The sequence below is a fragment of the Streptomyces sp. NPDC037242 genome (genome assembly GCF_055604165.1).
This window is the reverse complement of the sequence record NZ_JBVJUY010000034.1, coordinates 68,465-84,947: the sequence shown is the minus strand read 5'-3', so window position 1 is coordinate 84,947 and position 16,483 is coordinate 68,465. Positions and strand designations below refer to the sequence as shown.

The window sequence follows — 16,483 nt, the reverse complement described above, 5'->3', positions numbered from 1 at the left end:
ACGAGGCCCGGGAGCGGGTCGGGACCGCTCCGGGGCGAGGGAGAACGCCATGACCACCCGCAGGACTTACAAGAAGTTAATCGCACTCGCAAGTGCCGCGACCGCCCTGGCCGGCGTCATCGGCCTCACCACCGCCACCAGCGCGTCGGCAGACGTCAACAGCGAGTGGAACTGTTCGCGCAACCCGAGCGGCTGGGACCACATGGACTGGGGCAGCTGTCTGCTGCCGGGTGACAGGCTGGTGTCCGGGAACGGTGACGAGCGGCTCGTCTACCAGAAGGACGGAAACCTCGTCCAGTACAACGCGAGCGGCCACGCGGTCTGGGCCACCGGAACCGTCAACACGGCGCCCGGCAAGGTCATCATGCAGTACGACGGCAACTTCGTCGTCTACGACACCTTCAAGAGGGCCCTCTGGGCCTCCGGGACCGCCCTGGGCTGCAACCCGAGCGCCAACTGGGTGCGCCTGCAGAACGACGGCAACCTGGTCGTCTACCGTCCCCACGGCGACGGCCCGTGGACCCCGGTCTGGTCCACCCGCTTCGGCCGGGTCGGCACTTGCTGACCTGACCCCGTCCAACAGCCTGCTGTGGCGGTGAGCAACCGGGGGCCTGGACGCGCCTGCCGGCAACGGTCAGCCTTCGCCCAACGGCAAGGATCCGCAACAACTTCGAGTACGCCTCGCTGCATCGAACAAGGATGGTCCGCAGTTCTACGTTGCCATCCCGGCGGTCAAGCCATCAGTCACGGCCGGGCCGCCGGCATCTGTTACAGCAGGCTGATCGACGCAAGGGCTTGAGTTCGGGGAGTGGTCACAGCGACCACTCCCCGAACGCGTTCTCCCGTTGCCCTGAGCACCGGAGGCGGACGCCGATACCCGCTCGGACCGCTCCTGCCATGCCTTCGGCTCGGACGCGGCAAGCACCGGATGTTCCCGGGCCGGCTGGCCCTACTCGATCGTCGCCGCCCGGGAGACCGGCCGCACACCTCGTGGAAGCCGGCAGCCCGCCCCGTCCGTTACCACCTCAGCCAGCCCGTAATGACCGGTGCAAGAGGCCACTTGGACAGGGAAAACGCAACTTCGACATGGGCCGCAGAGGCGGCTACCTTCACCTGGTCTTCGGCGATCACCCACCGTCGCAAAGGAGTTCCTTCAGGCTGAGCCACCCGTGACGGGATGAGCTGGTCACGCCCCACGACCCCTCACCCCCATGCGTAGGCCACCGAACAGGGTCCACACCAGGCACCCCCAACCAGGGAGAGACGCATGCCCGATCTTGCGCTGTACACATTCGGCGTCCTGAAGTCACCTCTCGCCGATCCCGCACCTCTCACACGCGAACTCCACGACCGCGGCGAGGCCGTCTACCAGAAGATCAGCCAGCACCCCGGGTACCTCGCTCATGCTGAGGCGGCAGACGGCGGCCAGGGCGCACACTTCGACTTGGACTGGGGTGCATGGGGAGAGTTCGCCGTACCGACCTGGTACGGCAAGGGCCGTACGGTGGAAACCACCGCCCTGGCCGCGACACTCTCACTCTGGACCGACCTGCGGCCCGCCTTCGACGCCATCTACACCGGTCTGCACCGCGAGGCGCTGAACAGGCGCTACGACTGGTTCGAGAGGACGGGACACCCGGCTTACGCGTTCTGGTGGGTCTCCGACGGCGTGATACCCACCTGGCAGGACGGGGTTTCCAGGCTGGAACACCTCCACGACCACGGCTCCACGCCGCACGCCTTCACCTTCCACCACTCGTTCGCCCCGGAGGGAACTCCGACCCGGATCAAAGGCATCGGGCCGAAGAGCGACCAGGTGCGCTGACAAGGAAGCCTGAACCAACACACCCACCAGCACATTGGCCTCCCACACCCCGCCAGGGACCGGTAGCGTGCCGGTATGAAGAGTGAGGACATACCGGTGACGGTGGAACAGATCGGCGCGGCACTGGTCGCGTTAGGTGTGCACGACGGCAACAACACCCCGGCCGAGCACGCCGAAAACGCCGCACAGTTCGGCAGCGCCGACATCTACCGGCTACAGCTGCTCAACACCCTGCTGGGCGCGGTGCAGGTACAGGCACAGCTCGCCGACGAGGTCGAGGGAGACGGCGAGGACCTGTTCACTGCGTGGTTCGAGCAGCTGAAGGCCGCCGACGCCTGGGACGACCCGGCGAAGCAGATCGCTTTCCTGGGCTGGCAGGTCCGGCGGGCGGGCATCCCCGTCGCCTGGATCGCCAAGGATTCGAGCGCCGGGCCAGCCGTGGTCGCGGCCTCGCACGCCGCCGAGGCGCTGCACGTACTGCTGGGCGTGATCGGCGCAGTCGACGTGGGGCTCGCGACCGGCGACGTCGAGACCGTCGTCGCCCAGTTCGGGGTGATGAAGGCGGCTCGGGAACTACTGGTGGCCGCCCTCGACAACACCGACATCATGCTGGACTCGGTCAAGTCGACCGGCCTGTAGCCGTCCCGACCCCGGCTGCCGGGCTCCTCGAGGAAGCCGCAACCGGCTCGCCGGCGGGGATCCCCGGCCGTCGGGCGAGGCGACGGTGCAGTCCACCAGGGGGTGAAGCCCGGTAGCCAGGCGGGTGGTCTCAGCGCCAGTCGTCGATCACGTAGGCGTCGGGATGGCTGTAGCCGGGCTCGTTGGGCCGGTGCATCGTGACGCCCTGCATCCACGTGCGGAAACCACGGTCGATCATGCGCCGATAGGCATCCGGGCGGCCCAGGTTCATCCCGGCGTCCAGCTGACTCAGCCCGCGCTCGGCTGCCAGTTGCTCACACGCGTCGAGGAGTCGCTCGAAGCGGTCGGCGGCCTCCGGACCGGGGCGTACGGCGCCGAATTTGACGAAGCACACGTCCTCGCCGGCCTCCGATCCGGCTCCACAGTGGCAGACGGCCAGGCCATCGAGCTCGGAGCCGCCGCCCTGGAGCAGGATGGTGTCACCGAGGCCCTGCGTGTGCACGGCGACGATCTCGCCTTCCAGGTCCAGGCCCTCGTACACGGCTCCGGTCAGTGCGCGACAGGCACTGAGGCCGGCGGGCTGCTCGGCGGCAGGCAGCGCGCTGTACATCACCCGGCCGGGGGCCGTGGGGCTGCCCGCGACGTGCTTCTTCATGACGGCTGTGAGGAATCGGGGCCAGAATCCGTACCTGCGGTAGAGCTCAAGGTGTTTGGGACTGTGCGAGAAGGTGAACAGGCCCAGGTGGCGGTTCCCCCAGGCGTCGAAGCAGCTCATGATCGGATCCATGAGGCGCTTGCCGAGGCCCTGGTCCCACAGGTCCGGACGCACGGTCAACGGCCCGAAGTACCCTACGCTGCCCCAGTTGGCAGCGAAGTTCGTTCCGGCCAGTTCACCCTCGATCGTCGCTGCGAAGGCCGCTTGCGGATCGGCCGCCCAGCGCGTGCGGACGTAATCGGCGGTCCCGAAGAAGGTCTTCGGCTCGGGGAGCCCGAGGAACGTCCCGAAGGCGCCCCGGAAGATGTCATCGGCCTGATCCAGGTCCGCCTCGGCCAACGGGCGGACCGACACCAAGCCCGCGCCGGTCTTCCGCTCCGCTGCCGGTGAGGTCATCGCTCTCTCCTTCCCGGACCCCTGTTTCATCACACCACGAGCAGCACCGCATGGTGATGTGAAGGATTCGCCGCCGACGGAGGCCGGTGACCAGGCCCGATGGCCTTGCCTCACCGCCGCAGTCGAGGGGCTGGCGTTGATCGCTTGTCTGTCGGCGGCCGGTCTACTACGGGAACTGACCTCTTCGAGATCTTGGAGACCATCGTGAGCAAGTGTGTAACGGTTGGCCTGGCGGCGGCCGCTTTGTGTGTACTCGGCGGCGGCGTGGCGCTCGCTGGTACGGATGGGAACGGCACCACCCGGCCGACCGGGCACCCGGCGCCAATGATTTCGTTCCTGGGCCAGCAGCCGACGACGGTGGCAGGTTCGGACGTCACTCCGCACGTGACCGAGTACTCCGTGACCCCCGCGAGCTGGCTCGACAGGCCCCGTCCGGGCGAGCTGTAGATCAGCAGGTGCGCCCCGCCAGCACGGTATTGCTGGAGGGGCGCATCCGTTCATCAGGTGAGCTCCCGGCGTGCGGCGGCGTCAAACGCGAGCTGCCTTCGAAGGCGGGTGGTCAGGAGTTCCAACTGCAGAGGCCGCCACTCGTGTTCACAGCAGACGTCGCGCCCCGGGCTTCTCTGCACCAAGTCAAGCGAGCCGATCTTGAATCGTCAGTCGGACTACGGCGTCTCTTTCGAATCAACGAGCGGTCCGGATGAAGATGCCTTGCGAGGTGGGATCCAGCCTCGCCAACGACCCCAATGATCCGAACAGGTCGACCTCGGGTCAGGATGGGCTCGTGATACCTCCCCGACTGCTGTGGTGTGACCCCCGGCCCATCCCCCGGTTCAACCGGCAGGAGCCGGTAACCACGATCGTTCGCGATCCGAGCTTCTACGAGCCGACCGAAAGAAGATGACTGCTGGAGGTTCGGGTACTTCTGCCAGACGCAGACCGCCCTTACTGGCACGAGTCCTGCGGGGAAGGACCGCATCTCATCGCTCTGCACTGCGACGAGCACGGGCCGGAGAACATGTGGCCGCAGCCGAAGATGCTGATGTTCCCGGCAGGGTTCGACCCCCAGAGACGGCCTGGTACTCCAGCTGTAGATCGTGATCTTGCTGGTGGGACCTGTAAGGGAACGGGCGCGGCCGCCGTTGATCATCGTCGGTGTGGGCTGACGACGAGACGGTGGCCACTCCACAGCGTAGATCCTGCACGTTTCACTGTCGGCCGGCATGCCGCCGGGCACCGCAAGCGGTCCGGACCTGCCCTCGGACCGGACCGCTCACCGCGTGCTACTCCTCGCTAGGCTGCCTGGCCCGCCGGGTGGAAGTTGATGCGTTCACGGATGACGGGGAAGCCAGCCCTGGCGAAGTTCGCGGCCATGGGGAAGTTGGCCTGGTCCGTCGCTCCGCTGACGAACTCCGCGCCCTGCTCGACGAGGAGGTGGGTGCACTCCGCGAGGAGGTCGTAGGCGTAGCCGCGACCGCGCTGTTCCGGGACTACTCCGATGAAGCCGATCGTCGGGCCGGAGGGGTTGTGGGCCGGGATGTGGATGCCGGCCAGGTCGCCCTCCGGCGTGTGTGCGATCTGCCACCATTCCCGTGGCGAGGGGCACCAGTGGAAGAAGTCGAGTTCCTCCTGGGCGGCCTGGTCGAGGCCGCCCTCCTCGATGGCCCTGAGCGCGTGGGCGTCCAGGGTGGCGGAGTGGATGCGGCGCAACGCGTCGAAGAACACGGTGTCGTCGGGTTCGGCGCTGAAGCGCAGGCGTCCGGGCCGCTCGGGCAGACCTCGCTCGGGGGTCCAGCGGTACAGGAAGCGTTCCGCCAGGAGTTCGTACCCTGCGGCTCGTGCGGCGGCGAAACGCGCCTCGGCTCCGGCGCGCAGGTCGGTCCTTTCCCGCCAGCCGCCGGGCAGGTTGATCTCGAGTTCGACCTGCCAGGGAGCGGAGCGCAGGAGTTCGGCCCCGGCCTCCTCCGCGCCCTCGGCTACGTCGAACCAGTTGATGTTGACGGGCTCCGAGTCGTCGGGGCCGCCCCACCACGCGCCGCGTGCGACGACCTCGCCGTCGCGCAGGGCGACGCGCTTCCAGTCGGGGCGGAACTGGGTACGCCGGTGGCCTTCACGGGCGCCGAGGGGGTCGGGGTGTGCGTCGAAAAGATGTGCGTCGCTCGCGGAGAGCGCGCGGATGACCGTATCGGTCATGGATTCCTCCGGGATACAGGCTGCTTGGAGCGCTCCCGGTCAGAACTGACGAACTACGCCGGGATAACGGAAGAGGGAGCGCTGGAAAGGTGTGAACTGCACGGCACTCTCCTCCTTCCATCCATCTCAGGGCGTGAAGCCACACAGTACGTGATCTTCCCCGGGTCCGTCCACGGATTTCCGCGCCCCTTGAAGGAGGGGGTTCGCGGGACGATGCAGAGCGCTCTCAAAGGCCCGCGGGGCCACGCGGCGGTGGACCGGGAGCTGTACGTCCCGCGCTCCTGGACGGGCGACCCGGACCGCTGCCGGCCGGCAGGGCTCGGCGAGGAAACCGTCTTCGCGACCAAGCCGGAGCCGGCCCGCACGATGATTGGCATTGAGGTAGCGACCCATGGTCGCAAGGTCGCTGTGCCGCAGGATCACACGGACCTGGGCGAGCGTGAGGTTCGGATCGTTTGCCATCCGCATGGCGGCGGTGTGCCGCAGGTCGTGCAGCGTCCAGTGTGTGCCCAGCCTGTCGTTCACCCGCTGGATCACGCGCCGCATCGCCCAGTAAGTCAGCGGCCGGTCTGGACGCCGGCGTGTGCGAAGGACCGGCCGATCGCCCGCCGGCAGCCCGATGCGGTCGAGACAGGCGGCCAGAACGATCAAGGCCTGCGGACTGACCGGGACCGCCTCGCGGTCGTCCCGGCCCTTGGTGACCACCCAGATCAACTGCTCGGCCCAGTCGATGTCTCCTGGCGTGACTTGGAGGAGTTCGCCGGCGCGCGAGCCGCTGGATACGTAGAGCAGGACGGCTGCCCGGCCCCGGTCGCAGGTCAGCGCGGCGGAGAACTCGTCCCACATCCCGTCCGGAATGGAGCGAGGATCGGTCTTGGGGACCCGCTGGCGCAGCCGGGCCCGTCGGAACTGGGAGACCTCGCGGTCCGGAGCCCGGTGGGCCAGTGCCCGGCGCTGCGTCTCCGGCTCAGGCACCGGGTTGGTCAGCGGACCGCGGTTGTAGTGCCGGTGGCAGGTGTAGAAGCCGCTGACCACGGTCAGGCAATGGTTGATCGTGGAAGGCGCGTATCCGGCCCTGAGGTAGGGCTTGCCGGTGCGCGGGTTGACCGCGCCCGCCTGCGGCGAGTTCGGGTTCCGTCGGCGGCGCTGCGGGCTCGGCGCGGTGCGGAGCCATCCAACCAGTGCGGAGGTCACCGCCTCAGTCGCGCGGTCCCAGTCTTTGCCCAGGAACCACAGCAGCCGGTGCCAGCGGAGCAGGTCGTGAGCGTAGCTTTTCGCGGTCGCCGGACGGTTGTCGTCCAGGATCAGGCCTCGAAGGTACGGAACAACGTGCGCAACGACGGAGCCGTCAGCGTCCACGACGGCGTACCAGGGGATGGTGTCCAGCGCGATGACCGAACCGACACGGGGCGCATCAGCCCGGCCTTCGACCAGCTGGTGGCGCAGGTCTAACAACAGGAGCTTCCTTCAGGACATGGATCAGCCCGCTCCGGGATCGGAGTCACTGGTGCAGTTAACAGGCCAACTCCTTGCAGGACGGCCAGTAGGTGGCTCGCGTCGGCCAGTGCTCGGCCGCTCGGGGCAGTTCGCCCCGCAGGCCAAGGGCCGGTAAGAGCGGCTTCCTTTGCTTGCCGGGGCGGCGCCCCGGCGGCCCTCTTTTCGTCCTCTTGACGATATAAACATACCTCGTTATCGTCGCGTTGACGAAATAAAGGGGGTTCCGCCATGGCCGACATCACCCGGCGCTTCGGCTGGCGTCATCTGCGCTCCGCGCCCACCACTCACATCCGCCACCACAAGCGCGGCCGACTGGTCCACGACGGGCGGGGGCTCAGTTTCTGGTACCGGTCGCTCTCGGCGGCCCTGTCTGAAGTGCCGGTCGACGACCGGGAGTTGGCCATGGCGTTCCACGCCCGTACGTCCGACTTCCAGGACGTCGCCGTGCAGGCCACCGTCACCTACCGGATCAGCGACCCGGCCGAAGCCGCGGCCCGACTCGACTTCTCCGTCGACCCGGACACCGGGAGCTGGCGCGGGGCCCCCTTGGAGCAGATCGCCACTCTCCTCACCGAGACCGCGCAGCAGCACACGCTGGACGTACTGGCCCGCACTCCGCTGGCCGTCGCCCTGGTGGACGGCGTCGCCTCCGTGCGGGGGAGTGTCACCGCCGGTCTCGCCGCCGAGCCCAGGCTCCCGGCCACCGGCATCGATGTGGTGGCCGTGCGGGTCGTGGCGATCCGCCCCGAGGCCGAGGTGGAGCGCGCCCTGCGCACCCCGGCCCGTGAGCAGATCCAGCAGGAGGCGGACCGGGCCACCTATGAACGGCGGGCTGTTGCCGTAGAGCGTGAGCGTGCCATCGCTGAGAACGAGCTGGCCAGCCAGATCGAACTTGCCAGGCGTGAAGAGCAGTTGATCGACCAGCGCGGCACCAACGCCCGCCGCGAGGCGGAGGAGAAGGCGGCGGCGGACGGCATCCGGACCGAGACCGAAGCGGCCCGCAAGGTCCGCCTGGCCCGCGCGGACGCCGAGGCGGCGCGCGAGACGGGCGCGGCGAGTGCCGAGGCTCAGGCCGCCTGGCTGCGCGTGCACGACGCAGCCGGCCCGGGCACGCTGCAGGCCCTGGCGGTGACCAGGCTGGCGGAGAACCTGCCGCGGGTCGAGAGCATCACCCTCTCTCCTGACGTCCTCACCGGGCTTCTCGCCAGGCTCGGACGCCCGGAAGGCGGCGCGGGCGAGTGAGCCTGGCCCCACGGGCGGTGCTCGTGCACCGCAGGACCGAGTACGAGGAACTGCTCGCCCGGCACGGGACGCACGGGCAGGCCGCGTTCCTCCTTTCCAGCCGGGGCAGGTCGATCGACGAGGTGGTCCGCCGCCACGAACGCACGCGGCAGGCGCTGCGGGAGGTGGCGGCGGCGGTGCCGCTCACCTGGCGCAGCTCCCGGGTGGAGCGGGCGGACCTGGACCGCTTCCTGTTCGCCCCGGAGGACGTGGTGGTCGTGGTCGGCCAGGACGGCCTGGTCGCCAACACCGCGAAGTATCTGCGCGGACAGCCGGTAGTGGGCATCGACACCGACCCGGAGCGAAACCCGGGGGTCCTGGTCCGTCACCGCTGGACCGACGCGGCCGCGCTGCTGCGTGCGGCAGTCGCCGCCGGGGGCCGGGCGGAGGAGCTGACCATGGTCGAGGCCGTCGCCGACGACACCCAGCGCCTTCTCGCGCTGAACGAGATCTACCTGGGCTCGCCCGGTCACCAGACGGCCCGCTACCGCCTGGGTTCCGAAGGCGACAACGGCCCGGCCGAGGCCCAGGCATCCTCCGGGGTGCTGGTGGGCACCGGTACGGGCGCCACCGGTTGGCTGCGTTCCCTGTGGCTGGAGCGCGGAAGCTCCGCGGGGCTGCCCGCACCCTGCGAGCGGCGGCTCCTGTGGTTCGTACGGGAGGCTTGGCCCTCTCCCGCGACCGGAACGACGAAGGTCGCCGGTGAGTTGGGGCAGGGGCAGGGGTTGCAGCTGACCGTGGAGTCGGACCGGATGGTGGTGTTCGGCGACGGGATGGAGGGCGACGCCCTGGAGCTGACCTGGGGCCAGAGCGTACGGCTGGGCATCGCCGGTACGTCACTGCACCTGGTGACGTGAGCGCCCCGCCCGACGGCCTGGCGGACCGCAGCGGGGGAGTAGATGGACGGGACGGTCGAAGCGGCAGCGCCGGGAGGAGCGGACGTAGCGCGCCGGAGACGTGTGCGGCGCGGTGCGGTCTGGGGCGGGACCGCCGGCGCGGCATGCGTCGACGGCGCCGAGCCGAGCCGCCTGCGCTCCTCAAGGACTGAGCTCCACCTTGCCCTCCCGTGTGAACACGCCGCGCCGCACGGTTCGAATGGCGCTCCCCGCCAGCCGGCGGCTACGGATGAACCGTGGAGCGGCGCCTCAGAACCGCGGCTCACCCCTCCTGTCGTCGAGTCCGGCCTGCGGGTGAGCCGGGTCGGGTTGCCCGGCCGTGCCGTCGGTGGTGTCGCGGGGCCGGCCGTCGGTGTGGAGGCCGAGGCCTGTGTCGGAGGTCGGTGTGAAGAGGTGGAGGAGTTCAGCGATGTCGTGGCGGGCTTCGGCGGGATGGCGGAATTTCGAGCCGGGTGTGATCCGGTAGTGGTTGCGGCGGCCGTCGCGTACCCGGGTGAGGTATCCGGCTTCTTCGAGGTCGGCGACAAGGGCCTGGACGGTCCGTTCGGTGAGCAGGCACGTCGCGGCGACATCCCGCAGGCGGACGCCGGGGTCGCGTTCGAGGGCCATGAGCACGCGTGCGTGGCTGGTCAGGAACGTCCACGGGGCGCGGTGAACTCCTTCATCACCCATACCTCGATTATGCCCCGGATTTTGTATATACGTCCTGTTTCTTGCGAAATCCTTGACGTATGTTGCCACGCTGCTGACGATGCTGCTTAGAGCTGTGCAACGGCCCCAGAGCGTTTCGGGGAGGCAGACATGACCGGGATCATCCATGGAGAGCGCCTCGCCCCCACCGTTGCCGAGAGCCTGGAGATCGATGTCGTTCCCGGACCGAGGCCCGAGGCGGTCCATGTCTGCGTGAGGGGCGAGATCGACCTCGATGACGCGGCGTTGTTGTGGGGAACCCTCCTGATAGCCCTGACCTCTTACCGCGCGGACCTCCTTCTCGATCTGCGGGAGGTCACCTTCTGCGACTGCGGCGGCCTCAACGCGCTCCTGACCGTCCGCCTCGCCGCGCTACGGGCCGGCCGCCGCCTGCGCATCACCGCAGCCAGCCGCCCCGTGGAGAGGCTCCTCCAGCTCACCGACACCCGGTCCCTGTTCCTCTGACCGCCGACCCCGGTCCGGGACGTCGGCGCCGGGTTCGTGGAACCGTAGCCGCGGTGGGGGCGTCACCTGATCTTGTGACAGGAACCGAACGCCACCCGCACAGAGTCCGAGTGGAACCCATGCCCACGGACCCGGACCCGGACCCGGCCCCGGCCTCTGCCCCGGACAGGTCCCCCACGTGGCCCGGCGTCCTCTCGATGATCGCTTCCGGGTTGCTGGGCGCCGCGGCCGGATGCCTGGCGATCGCCCTCTCGTCCCGCGCACGCGCCTACTGCGACGCGGGCTGGGATGCGGGCGGTGTGGCCGAGCTGACGTTCCTGCTCCCGGTCCTGGTGGTGGGCTTCGCGGTGTGCGCCGTGGTGGTCGCGATGCTCACGCCGCGCCGGCACCCGCTGCTGCGGTTGGTGCCGGTGGTGCTCGTGCTGGGGGTGCTGGTCATCGGGTTCTTCGCCGTCAGGGGCACCCTGGGCGGGTATCCCGGGGATTCGGGTCTGTGCGGGCCGGACAACGTGCCGCCGTGGTGGCCGTGGTGGCTGCCCGCGTGAGAGCGGTTGCGGGGGCGTCGGGCTGGTGACGCGTTCACCGTGCGGCAGTCGGCGTCGCTGACATCCTGCGTGAACCTGTCACACTCCACCACCTCCTCCTCGCCCCCCGGCTTGCGAGAATCCCACTGGTTGAACCGTTGCTGGAACAGGGTGCGGAGCCTCCGGCTCCCGGCCGTCCCCGCGGCCGCTACATCCCTCGAAGGGGGGCCCTTGAGTCTCAGTAGGGACAGCTGGGTGCTCGCGCGTTCCGCTGCCAACATTGCCTGTCATGGACATGATCAGGAAATTTGCCGCCGTCGCCACCGCTGGCGCGGCACTCCTCGGTGTCATGACTGCGGTGGCGCCGACCGCTTCGGCCGCAGTCAGCAGAACAGCCTGTGGCGACGACCTCGGCTCCGGAGCTCGGGCGTGTCTCACCACGTGGTGGGAGGGCAACGTCATCGTCGGGGCGTACGCCCAGATGGAGAACGCGGGCCTCAATGGGACGGCCACTAACGCCCACTACTTCTCCAACGGCAACGCGGCGGACGACGACACCCGGGAGAACGGCTTCTACTACCGGCAGCTCGGCTGGTACGTCTCGCCCGGGTCCTGGGTTTGCGTGGACATCAGCTACGCGTACGGCACCGCCCGCACCTGCCGCGACGCCCCGTAAACACCCGCGCCCCACGAACCCCGTCGCCTGAGGAATGGCGGCGGGGTTCGCTGCGCTATTGACCCGAACCGGGTGCGTGGCCGTGCGGTCCCCGGGCGCACCGCCCGCGGAGGGCACCGCACGGGCCCAGGCGATCTCGGGCATGGCCGCCAGGGTGCGTGTGACGGCCTTGAGTTCGGAGGCGTGATGCAGCGAGCGACGGCCGGCGCAGCAGTGGAGGAGCCCAGGTGACCCACTCGTGGATCGCCATAAGGCAGATGATGCCGAGCCGGTCCACTCCCGAGTTCGCCGGAGGCGGACGCGCGGCTTCCGCCATGGCCGCGCCAAGTCCTCGATCAGAAAGACCGTCCAAACCATCAGCATGTTGGGCGGGGTGTGGGTGTTGTCGTAGTACGGTTCCGCCGCCAGCGGAACGCTCTGCGAGTGATACCGGAATTGCAGTCTCAGGTTGGTCGAGGCGGGGGCCAGTGAGTCAGGGCGCCGGTCGCGATCTGCCTCGTCCGCGCACCTTGGGCCTGGCCACTCCGCCGACACCTCGCCGATGGGGGCCTCTTCGATGGAGGCGCTCCGTCGCGGAACATTGCCCAGCGGGCGCCGTGGTAAGGGGTGCAGTATCAACTGCGGATCATCGCGTCCAGGAAGTCGCCCAGCGTCATGTCGCCGTCGTAGCCGAGCGCACGGGAGTCTCGTTCGGGTGGTCGCGGTCGGTGCGGGATATGGAAGCAGGGCCCCATGCTGGCTCGGAGGGTTGCCACGCCAACGAGGGGCGGACTGTATTCGTTGGGAACGATCTACCCTCCGTTAATCACGCGGGCTCTGAGTGACTGGCGTGCAAGGATCTCGCCCATGATGATCAAGCCCACTCTGACGGAACACCGCTCCCCATGGGTCGTGTTCACCTCCCCGGCCGACCCATGGCTGGCGTCGGAAACGGCTGTGCTCGTGCGGCAAAACGGGCTGGTCCTGCGGCTGGACGCCCGGGAAATGCGGGATGCCGCGTCCGTCTTTCGTACGTTCGCCCGGGAGCTGTCGTTCCTCGGCTACTTCGGCCACAACTGGGACGCGCTCGTGGACTGCCTCCACGACTGGCACGGTCCCGGACACGGCAACCAGGACCTCGCGATCCTGATCGAGCATGCGGACGACCTGCTGAAGTCGGACTTCCTCGGGCTGTTCGTATCGGTCCTCGCCCAGGCAGCCTGGAACTCCAACCTCCGCCTGGACGGCGACGGTGAGCTCGATGAAGGGCGGCAGCGCATAGCCCAGCACTTCGTCTTCCTCCTGGACCACACGGCACCCGTTGCCTTCGCGGAGAAAGCGGCCCGCGGCATGGACGTGGCGGTGGCGCTCTCGGACGGCCGCCTGCTCGCCACCCTGACCGACGTCGACTGGCCTGGCGGAGATCCCGCGTCCGTCCCATGGACAGCCGGCCCGCTCTCCTTCGCGGACGAGGAGATCCTCAGCGGCAGGGCCATCGAGGGCATCAAGATGCTCCGGGACCAGTTCGGCTGCTCGATCCACGAGGCCTTGGACATCTTCCAGTCCCGCTCTGAGCTCCTGCGCCGCGGAAATCCGTAAATGGGAGTCGTTTGTAGGCGACTTCGGGAGGTGTCTCGCGCGTAGCAGACATGATCAATATCGAAGGGTCCGGGCATCACCTGCGGCCCGGCGGCGGTTGTCCGTGTCAGTGCCCAGCTGCCTCGCACGGGCCCGGTTTTGGTCGGAACCGGGCCGTGGTGGAGTCAGCGGGCGAGAGAGATGGCGAAGGGCTGGAAGCCGTGTCGGCGCAGGACGTGGGGAACCATGAGGATCATGGCCTCGGTGGCGCGGGCTGTGGTGATGCCGCCGAGGTCTTCGATCCATGCGGGCTGCCAGCCCAGGTCGCCGAGCAAGCCGGTGACGGTCTTCTTGGCGTGTTCGTTGTTGCCCGAGAGATAGACGGTCGGTGGGGCGGCCAAGGTGTCAGGGGCAGTCATGACCGTGTACAGCATGGTGTTGAGGGTCTTGACCACATGGGTGTCGGGGAGGGCGGCCTGGAGTTGCTCGGCGAGGCTGCTGCCGGGATAGCACAGGTCGCCGGGCAGGCCGTCGCCGGCGTCGCGGGTGGCGTTGGAGACGTCGACGAGGATCTTGCCGGCGAGTTCGGTTCGCAGACCGGTCAGACGGTCCAGGGCGCTGTCGCCGGGCGTCGCATTGATCACGATCTCCGCGGTACGGGCGGTGGTGCGCTGGTCAGCGAAGGAGATGCGCGGGCCTGTGCCTTCGGCGGCCGCTCCGGTCTCTTCCATCGGGCTCCGGCGGCCGAGGATGATGTCGTGTCCGGTGGCGGCGAGCTTGCCGGCGAGGTTGGTGCCGACGCGGCCGGCACCCAGGATGCCGATGCTGGTCATGAGGTTACGGTCCTTGCTGTTGGCGGGACAGGCGGGACGGGCGGGACAGGCGGGGCGGGCAGGAGCGCAGGCCGCTTCGTGGTCAGGCGATCGGCGACAGGACCTTGAGTACGGCGGCGTGGATGCCGGGGGCGGCGGCCAGGAAATCGCGACTGCCCGTGCTCCAGGGTTCGCCCGCCAGGTCGGTGACGGTTCCTCCGGCCTCGGAGACCAGCAGGGCGCCGGCGACCAAGCCGGAGCGGACATCGGAGAACTGCCAGAACGCGTCCATGCGTCCGGCGGCGACGTGGATGAGCTGCATCGTGGCGGGAACGGACACGCGCACGACCAGGCCGTTGATGAGCATCGCGGTGACGGAGTCACCGATCCGCCGGAAGGTCCGCTCGTCCTCGCCGGGTTTGGCCTGGCCGGTGCCGATGAGCGCGGCGCCCAGGTCGGCCTTGCCCGACACCTTCAGGGGTCGGCCGTTGAGGCGGGCACCGCCGCCGGCGACCGCGGTGTAGGTGTCTCCGGTCAGCGGCAGGTGGACGACGGTGAGTACCGGCCGGTTGTCGCGGACCAGGGTGGCGGTGACGGCCCACTCCTCCATGGCGTGGACGTGGTTGATGTTGCCCTCAGCGGGGTCGACGACCCACCACTCTCCCGGCGGGAGAGCGCCGCCGGCCAGCTCGTCCTCGGCCCACTGCGATCCTTGCCGGGCCCGCAGCAGCGGTTCCCGTAGCACGTCCAGCACCGCGTCGTCGTTGGCGTGGATCTCGTCGACGATCTCGTCCAGACTCACGCCTCGGGCGTGCGGGGTGTAGCGGTCGCGCAGCGTGAGACCGGCGGCCTTCACCGCGGCGGTCACCTCGGACATGAGCGTCGTGTCGACGTCGAAAGGCATGGCTGTGCTCATGGCGGACTCCCCGGGTTCGGTCGATGCGGGGCGGCTTGTCCTGCACCCGCAATTCGAAGTTAGGCCGCTTGACAACTAACAACAAGTGCATGCTTTTCACTCGTAGAGTTACTCTCATGCAACTGGATCTGAACCTGCTCACAGCCCTGGACGCCCTGCTGGAAGAGGGCAGTGTCGCCGGCGCCGCGGCCCGCCTCCACGTCACCTCACCGGCGATGAGCCGCTCCCTGGGCCGCATCCGCAAGGCCACGGGTGACCAGATCCTGGTACGCACCGGCCGCAGCATGGTCCCCACCACCCGCGCGTTGGCCATGCGCGCCCAAGTCCACGCCCTCGTGCAGCAGGCCCACCTACTCATGTCCGCGCAGCAGGAACTCGACCTATCGGCTCTGGAGCGCGTGTTCACCGTGCGCTGGCACGACGCCCTGATCGCCGCTTGCGGCACCGCCCTGATCACCGCTGTCCACCGTCAGGCCCCCGGCGTCCAGCTGCGCCTGCCCGCCGAACCCGGCACGGACACCCCCGAGCTGCGCCGGGGTGAGGTCGACCTCGAATCAAGCTCCAGCCTGCCGACACTCCCCGACGTCCGCCACCGCCTCGTTGGCAGGGACCAGCTGGTCGTCGCGGTCCGCCCGGGCCACCCGCTCACCGAAGGCCCACTGAGCCTCGAGCGCTACGCGGCCGCCGAACACCTCACCGTCTCGCGGCGCGGACGCCTGCGCGACCAGATCGATGACGCCCTGACCACGCGCGGCAACGAACGCCGTGTCATCGCCGCCGGGCCCACCGCCGCCTTCGCTCTGCAACTCGCGCTCGGCACCGACCTGGTCGTCACCCTCCCGGACGCGGTCACCCGCGAGGCCCGGGACCAGCTCGGTCTGGTCACGCTGCCGCTGCCACTCCCCTTGCCCGACGTCCCCTTGTACCTGCTGTGGCACCAGCGCTACGACGATGATCGCGCCCACGCCTGGCTGCGCGAGGTGGCCGCCGAAACCGTCCAGGCACTGTTCGCGCCACCAACCACCTCTCAACAGTCCCTCGTCACCCCGAGCGGGCAGTGAAGAGTACGCCTGGGGAAAGGCACCGCTGCCGGTGACCGCCCGGCCGCCCTCGCCCCGGACCGTCGCCGGACGGATCCTCCGCCATCCGGGGACTCACCGCGACCGAACAAACTCCAGCTCAGGGCCGTCCGGGCGCACTGCTCAGAACTCGACGCCCTCACCGGGCACGTCCGCTCCTTCGCGACCATGCCCACCGAGCGCCAGGACGAGCGCTTGCCTGACTGGCTCGACGCCGTCCGGCAGGACCACCTGCCCAGCCTCCGCACCCTCGCAGCAGGCGTCGACCGCGACGCCGTCATCGCCGGCCTGACTCTGCCCTGGAGCTCAGGCGTCGTGGAAG

General features: G+C 69.1%; 16 protein-coding genes and 2 pseudogenes. 12 read left to right on the top strand and 6 right to left on the bottom strand.

What is annotated here, in order from left to right; translation table 11 throughout:
- Positions 1 to 49 precede the first annotated feature (49 nt).
- From ACZ7GJ_RS31345 to ACZ7GJ_RS31335, 3 genes are all read left to right on the top strand, one after another.
- The gene (locus ACZ7GJ_RS31345) at positions 50 to 565 is read left to right on the top strand and encodes a hypothetical protein (protein ID WP_470756326.1); all 516 of its coding nucleotides are present in this window, start codon (positions 50 to 52) and stop codon (positions 563 to 565) included.
- 702 nt (positions 566 to 1,267) lie between these two features.
- Positions 1,268 to 1,825 (top strand): DUF3291 domain-containing protein, encoded by a 558-nt coding sequence (locus ACZ7GJ_RS31340; RefSeq protein ID WP_470756324.1) that lies wholly within the window; start codon positions 1,268 to 1,270, stop codon positions 1,823 to 1,825.
- A 75-nt stretch (positions 1,826 to 1,900) separates the two neighbouring features.
- A complete protein-coding gene (locus ACZ7GJ_RS31335) occupies positions 1,901 to 2,464 on the top strand; it encodes a DUF6245 family protein (protein WP_470756322.1) in 564 nt (187 codons plus the stop codon).
- 130 nt (positions 2,465 to 2,594) lie between these two features.
- On the opposite strand, the gene ACZ7GJ_RS31330 is transcribed toward ACZ7GJ_RS31335, so the two are convergent.
- Positions 2,595 to 3,575, bottom strand: coding sequence for a GNAT family N-acetyltransferase (locus ACZ7GJ_RS31330; RefSeq protein ID WP_470756320.1), 981 nt, complete (start codon positions 3,573 to 3,575; stop codon positions 2,595 to 2,597).
- Positions 3,576 to 3,899: 324 nt separating this feature from the next.
- Here ACZ7GJ_RS31330 and ACZ7GJ_RS31325 point away from each other — a divergent pair, with 324 nt between their 5' ends.
- Positions 3,900 to 4,022 (top strand): hypothetical protein, encoded by a 123-nt coding sequence (locus tag ACZ7GJ_RS31325; protein WP_470756318.1) that lies wholly within the window; start codon positions 3,900 to 3,902, stop codon positions 4,020 to 4,022.
- Positions 4,023 to 4,868: 846 nt separating this feature from the next.
- Here ACZ7GJ_RS31325 and ACZ7GJ_RS31320 read toward each other — a convergent pair.
- Positions 4,869 to 5,768, bottom strand: coding sequence for a GNAT family N-acetyltransferase (locus ACZ7GJ_RS31320; protein WP_470756316.1), 900 nt, complete (start codon positions 5,766 to 5,768; stop codon positions 4,869 to 4,871).
- 231 nt (positions 5,769 to 5,999) lie between these two features.
- On the opposite strand from ACZ7GJ_RS31320, the pseudogene ACZ7GJ_RS31315 reads away from it, so the two are divergent.
- Positions 6,000 to 6,161, top strand: a pseudogene (locus ACZ7GJ_RS31315) (IS701 family transposase); the annotation flags it as partial.
- A 36-nt stretch (positions 6,162 to 6,197) separates the two neighbouring features.
- On the opposite strand, the pseudogene ACZ7GJ_RS31310 reads toward ACZ7GJ_RS31315, so the two are convergent.
- A pseudogene (locus ACZ7GJ_RS31310) lies at positions 6,198 to 6,614 on the bottom strand (tyrosine-type recombinase/integrase); the annotation flags it as partial.
- Between the two features lie 879 nt (positions 6,615 to 7,493).
- Between ACZ7GJ_RS31310 and ACZ7GJ_RS31305 the strand changes: the two are divergent.
- Together ACZ7GJ_RS31305 and ACZ7GJ_RS31300 are read left to right on the top strand one after the other, a co-directional pair.
- The gene (locus ACZ7GJ_RS31305; protein ID WP_470756314.1) at positions 7,494 to 8,507 is read left to right on the top strand and encodes an SPFH domain-containing protein; all 1,014 of its coding nucleotides are present in this window, start codon (positions 7,494 to 7,496) and stop codon (positions 8,505 to 8,507) included.
- Positions 8,504 to 9,403 (top strand): hypothetical protein, encoded by a 900-nt coding sequence (locus tag ACZ7GJ_RS31300; RefSeq protein WP_470756312.1) that lies wholly within the window; start codon positions 8,504 to 8,506, stop codon positions 9,401 to 9,403. Before ACZ7GJ_RS31305 ends, ACZ7GJ_RS31300 begins: the two co-directional genes overlap by 4 nt.
- Before the next feature lie 288 nt (positions 9,404 to 9,691).
- Here the strand turns inward: ACZ7GJ_RS31300 and ACZ7GJ_RS31295 are convergent, their stop codons facing one another.
- Positions 9,692 to 10,114, bottom strand: coding sequence for a helix-turn-helix transcriptional regulator (locus ACZ7GJ_RS31295; protein WP_470756310.1), 423 nt, complete (start codon positions 10,112 to 10,114; stop codon positions 9,692 to 9,694).
- A gap of 129 nt (positions 10,115 to 10,243) precedes the next feature.
- On the opposite strand from ACZ7GJ_RS31295, the gene ACZ7GJ_RS31290 reads away from it, so the two are divergent.
- From ACZ7GJ_RS31290 to ACZ7GJ_RS31275, 4 genes are all read left to right on the top strand, one after another.
- Entirely contained in the window at positions 10,244 to 10,597 is a 354-nt protein-coding gene (locus tag ACZ7GJ_RS31290; RefSeq protein ID WP_470756308.1) for an STAS domain-containing protein, read from the top strand.
- 119 nt (positions 10,598 to 10,716) lie between these two features.
- A complete protein-coding gene (locus tag ACZ7GJ_RS31285; RefSeq protein ID WP_470756306.1) occupies positions 10,717 to 11,142 on the top strand; it encodes a hypothetical protein in 426 nt (141 codons plus the stop codon).
- Positions 11,143 to 11,410: 268 nt separating this feature from the next.
- Entirely contained in the window at positions 11,411 to 11,797 is a 387-nt protein-coding gene (locus tag ACZ7GJ_RS31280) for a hypothetical protein (RefSeq protein ID WP_470756305.1), read from the top strand.
- Between the two features lie 846 nt (positions 11,798 to 12,643).
- Positions 12,644 to 13,375, top strand: coding sequence for a barstar family protein (locus tag ACZ7GJ_RS31275; RefSeq protein ID WP_470756303.1), 732 nt, complete (start codon positions 12,644 to 12,646; stop codon positions 13,373 to 13,375).
- A 164-nt stretch (positions 13,376 to 13,539) separates the two neighbouring features.
- Here the strand turns inward: ACZ7GJ_RS31275 and ACZ7GJ_RS31270 are convergent, their stop codons facing one another.
- Entirely contained in the window at positions 13,540 to 14,187 is a 648-nt protein-coding gene (locus ACZ7GJ_RS31270) for an NADPH-dependent F420 reductase (protein ID WP_470756301.1), read from the bottom strand.
- Positions 14,188 to 14,269: 82 nt separating this feature from the next.
- Positions 14,270 to 15,082 (bottom strand): inositol monophosphatase family protein, encoded by an 813-nt coding sequence (locus ACZ7GJ_RS31265; protein WP_470756299.1) that lies wholly within the window; start codon positions 15,080 to 15,082, stop codon positions 14,270 to 14,272.
- Between the two features lie 116 nt (positions 15,083 to 15,198).
- On the opposite strand from ACZ7GJ_RS31265, the gene ACZ7GJ_RS31260 reads away from it, so the two are divergent.
- Complete coding sequence (locus ACZ7GJ_RS31260) at positions 15,199 to 16,143, top strand: LysR family transcriptional regulator (RefSeq protein WP_470756297.1); 945 nt, start codon at positions 15,199 to 15,201, stop codon at positions 16,141 to 16,143.
- Positions 16,144 to 16,483: the final 340 nt, after the last annotated feature.